The sequence below is a fragment of the Candidatus Dormiibacterota bacterium genome, assembly GCA_036495095.1.
Classification (GTDB): Bacteria; Chloroflexota; Dormibacteria; order Aeolococcales; family Aeolococcaceae; genus CF-96.
Window position 1 is genome coordinate 1 of the sequence record DASXNK010000192.1, and the last position, 3,765, is coordinate 3,765.

Genomic DNA, 3,765 nt, shown 5'->3' on the forward strand with positions numbered 1-3,765 from the left:
ATCGTGGCTGTCCGGCTTGTCAGCGACGGCCAGCCCCCGCGCCGCCGCCTCGGCCCTGACCTCGGCCTTGGTGGACCCGCCGAGCGGGAACAGCGCCCGGTCAAGCTGCCCGCGGTTCAGCACCGCCAGCACGTACGACTGGTCCTTGGCCGCATCCACGCTGCGCCGCAGCCTCCCCCGCTCCAGCCGCGCATGATGCCCGGTGCACACCGCGTCGAAGCCGAGCGCCACCGCCCGGTCGAGCACCGCCGCGAACTTGATCTTCTCGTTGCACCGCAAACACGGATTCGGGGTCCGCCCCTCCGCGTACTCCGCCACAAAATCCGACACGACATCGGTGTCAAACCGCTCCGCCATGTCCCACACGTAAAACGGGATCCCGATCACATCGGCGGCCCGCCGCGCATCCCGCGCGTCCTCCAGCGTGCAGCACCCCCGCGCCCCCGACCGGTACGACCGCGGATTGCTCGACAGGGCCAGATGAACCCCGGTCACCTCGTGCCCGGCGTCCACCGCCCGCGCAGCAGCCACCGCGGAGTCCACCCCGCCCGACATAGCCGCCAGCACCCGCACCTCGGTCACCCTCCTGCAACTTCTCGCCTCCAGCAGCTTATTTGGCCCGTGCGGATCCCCGAGACCGACACCGCACACCCGATGGCTGGCCCACAAGCGTCCCCTGGAAAGCGGCGAACCCGCGAGAACTGGGACGGAGCGGACCCGAGTGCGGGGCACCGCCGTTATGTTTCAGGATTTGTTGGCGCGGCGGGCGCGTTCGACGGCCTCGGCGATCACTGAGCCCAGCGCTTCGACGTCGGACTCGGTGGAGGTGGAGCCGAGGCTGAAGCGGAGGGAGCCGCGGGCGCGGGCTTCGCCGGCGCCCATGGCGAGCAGGACGTGGCTGGGCTGGGCGACGCCCGCGGTGCAGGCCGAGCCGGTGGAGCAGGCGATGCCCTTCGCGTCGAGCAGCATGAGCAGGGCGTCACCCTCGCAGCCGGGGAAGGAGAAATGGGCGTTGCCCGGCAGCCGGCCGGGACCGGGCGGAGCCCCGTTGAGCATGGCGTCGGGCACGGCCGCGAGCACCCGCCCGATGAGCTGGTCGCGGAGGGAGGCCAGCCGCGCCGCTTCCTCCTCCTGCCGCTTGACGGCGATCTGGGCGGCGACCGCGAACGCCGCGATCGCCGGCGCGTCGAGGGTCCCGGAGCGCACGTCCCGTTCCTGGCCGCCGCCGTGCAGCACCGGCACCGGCTCGATCCCCCGGCCGAGCAGGAGCGCGCCGACCCCGACCGGGCCGCCGATCTTATGGCCGGAGATGGTGAGCGCATCCACCCCGCTGGCGGCGAAGTTCACCGGCAGCAGCCCGGCCGCCTGCACCGCGTCGGTGTGGAAGGGGATCCGGTGTTCGCGCGCGACCGCGGCGAGTTCCGCGATCGGCTGGATCGTCCCCACCTCGTTGTTCGCCCACATGACGCTGACCACCGCCACGGCGCCGGGATCGGGGGCGACGGCCGCCCGCAGCGTGGCCGGCCGCAGAACGCCATCGGAGTCGACCGGGAGCCAGCTCACCTCCGCCGCCTCGTGGCTGGCCAGCCACTGGGCCGAGTCGAGCACCGCGTGGTGCTCGATCGCGGTGACCAGCACCTTGCGCCGCCGGGTGCCCGCGGCGCGGCGGGCCCAGTACAGGCCCTTCACCGCGAGGTTGTCGGACTCGGTCCCGCCGCTGGTGAAGACCACCTCGCTGGGCCGGGCCCCGTAGGCGTCGGCGATCTGCTCGCGGGATTCCTCGACCACCCGGCGGGCGCGCCGCCCGGCGTTGTGCAAGGACGAGGGGTTGCCGAGGTGGGCGAGCTCGGCCGTCATCACGGCGATCGCCTCGCCGATCATCGGCGTGGTCGCCGCGTGGTCCAGGTATACCCGGCAGTCCTGCCGCTGACCTGGGCTCCCGCCCTCGCTACCTGAGTACCCCATGACGGCACCAAGCCTAGCTGTAATTCCGGCCGGCGCCGCGCGGCCGGCCGCGCCGGTGCGGCCGCCGCCCTCAGGACTCCCGGTGCCGGGCGATCTCGCCGGTGAGCTGCGGGACGACGTTGAACAGGTCGCCGACGACCCCGAAGTCGGCCAGCTCGAAGATGGGCGCCTCGGGATCCTTGTTGATCACCATGATGGTCTTGGAGGTCTGCATCCCGGCCCGGTGCTGGATCGCGCCCGAGATGCCCACGGCCAGGTAGAGCTGGGGCGAGACGGTCTTGCCGGTCTGCCCGACCTGGAACTGGTGCGGATACCAGCCGGCGTCGGTAGCGGCCCGCGAGGCCCCCACGGCAGCGCCGAGCGCGTCGGCGAGCTTTTCGATCAGCGCGAAGTTCTCGGCGTTGCCGACCCCGCGGCCGCCCGAGACCACGATGGCCGCCTCGGTCAGGTCCGGCCGCTCACCCCGCTGCGCCACCACCCGCTCGGTGATGTGGGCCGCCTTGGCCGCCTCGCTCAGCTCGACCCCGGCCGGCTCCAGCGTGGCCGCGGCCTCGGCGGGCTCCGGGGCGGCGGAGTTCGGCCGCACCGCCACGATCGGCGTGCCGCTCCGCACCCGCGACCGGACGATGATCCCCCCGCCGAAGATGGACTGCTCGGCCACCGGCCCCGCGCCATCGTCCCCGGGGACGAGGTCCACCGCATCGGTGAGCACGCCCGAGGAGATCTTGACCGCGAGCCGCCCGGCGATCTCCTTGCCCTCGGCCGTGGCGGCGATCAGGACGGCGGCCGGTTCCGTCCTGCTGGCCAGGGCCGCGAGCACCTCGGCGGCGGGGGCGACCACATAATCGTCCACGCCCTCGCCGTCCGCCACGTAGACCTTGGCGGCGCCGAACTCGCCGAGGCGCTCCCGGCCGCCGTCCGCGCCGCCGCCCAGCCAGACCACGACGGGCTCGCCGAGCCGGCGGGCGAGGGTCAGCAGCTCGAGCGTGACCTTCTTAACCGTCTCGCCGGAATGCTCGGCGAGCACCAGGACCTCAGCCACGGACTCCGTCCTCCTGCTCAGATGAACTTCTGGGTGGCGAGGAACTCGGCCGCCTTGACGCCGCCGTCGCCGTCGTCTTTGACAATCGTGCCGGCCTGCCGGGGCGGCCGCTTGGCGAAGCTGACCACCTCGGTCGCGGCCGCGCCCAGCCCCACCTGGCCGGGGTCGATCCCGGCGTCGGCCAGGCTCAGGATCTCGACCGGCTTCTTCTTGGCCGCCATGATCCCTTTGAAGGACGGGTAGCGCGGCTCGTTGATCTTCTCGACCACGCTGACCACCGCGGGCAGGGTCGCCTCGACCCGGTCGTAGCCGTATTCGGTCTGGCGCCGGATCGAGATCGCTGACCCATCGGTCTCGACCTTGCTGGCCAGCGAGAGCTGCGGGACCCCGAGCCGCTCGGCGAGCATCGCGGCCATCACACCCATCCGGGCATCCGTCGACTCCGAGCCGAGGATGACCAGGTCGAACCCGATCCGGCCGAGCACGGTGGCCAGCGCCAGCGAGGTGGCCAGCGCGTCAGACCCGGCGAGCTGGTCGTCCACCAGGTGAACCGCCTGGTCAGCGCCCATCGACAGGGCCTTGCGGATCGACTCGCTGGCCTTTTCCGGGCCCATGGACAGGATGGTCACCTCGCCCCCGTGCGCCTCGGCCAGACGGAGGCCCTCCTCGATCGCGTACTCGTCGAGCTCGTTGATGACCCCGTCCGGCGACGCCCGGTCGAGCACGGAGTCCTCCGCCCGCAGGGTGCGTTCCGCCCA

Annotated in this window: 4 protein-coding genes; all 4 read right to left on the minus strand. The window is 72.6% G+C overall.

The window, feature by feature from the left end:
• A partial coding sequence (locus tag VGL20_19065; protein HEY2705787.1) for a tRNA 2-thiouridine(34) synthase MnmA occupies nucleotides 1–573 on the minus strand: 573 nt, incomplete at its 3' end.
• A 171-nt stretch (nucleotides 574–744) separates the two neighbouring features.
• The gene (locus VGL20_19070; protein HEY2705788.1) at nucleotides 745–1,965 is read right to left on the minus strand and encodes a cysteine desulfurase family protein; all 1,221 of its coding nucleotides are present in this window, start codon (nucleotides 1,963–1,965) and stop codon (nucleotides 745–747) included.
• A 70-nt stretch (nucleotides 1,966–2,035) separates the two neighbouring features.
• Nucleotides 2,036–3,007 carry an electron transfer flavoprotein subunit alpha/FixB family protein gene (locus VGL20_19075; protein ID HEY2705789.1) on the minus strand — a complete coding sequence of 324 codons (972 nt, stop codon included), beginning with the start codon at nucleotides 3,005–3,007 and terminating at the stop codon, nucleotides 2,036–2,038.
• A 17-nt stretch (nucleotides 3,008–3,024) separates the two neighbouring features.
• A partial coding sequence (locus VGL20_19080) for an electron transfer flavoprotein subunit beta/FixA family protein (GenBank protein ID HEY2705790.1) occupies nucleotides 3,025–3,765 on the minus strand: 741 nt, incomplete at its 5' end.

Bases quoted from the DNA above. Each gene is read 5' to 3' on its own strand.
- VGL20_19070 (HEY2705788.1), bottom strand. From the start codon at position 1,965: ATGGGGTACTCAGGTAGCGAGGGCGGGAGCCCAGGTCAGCGGCAGGAC.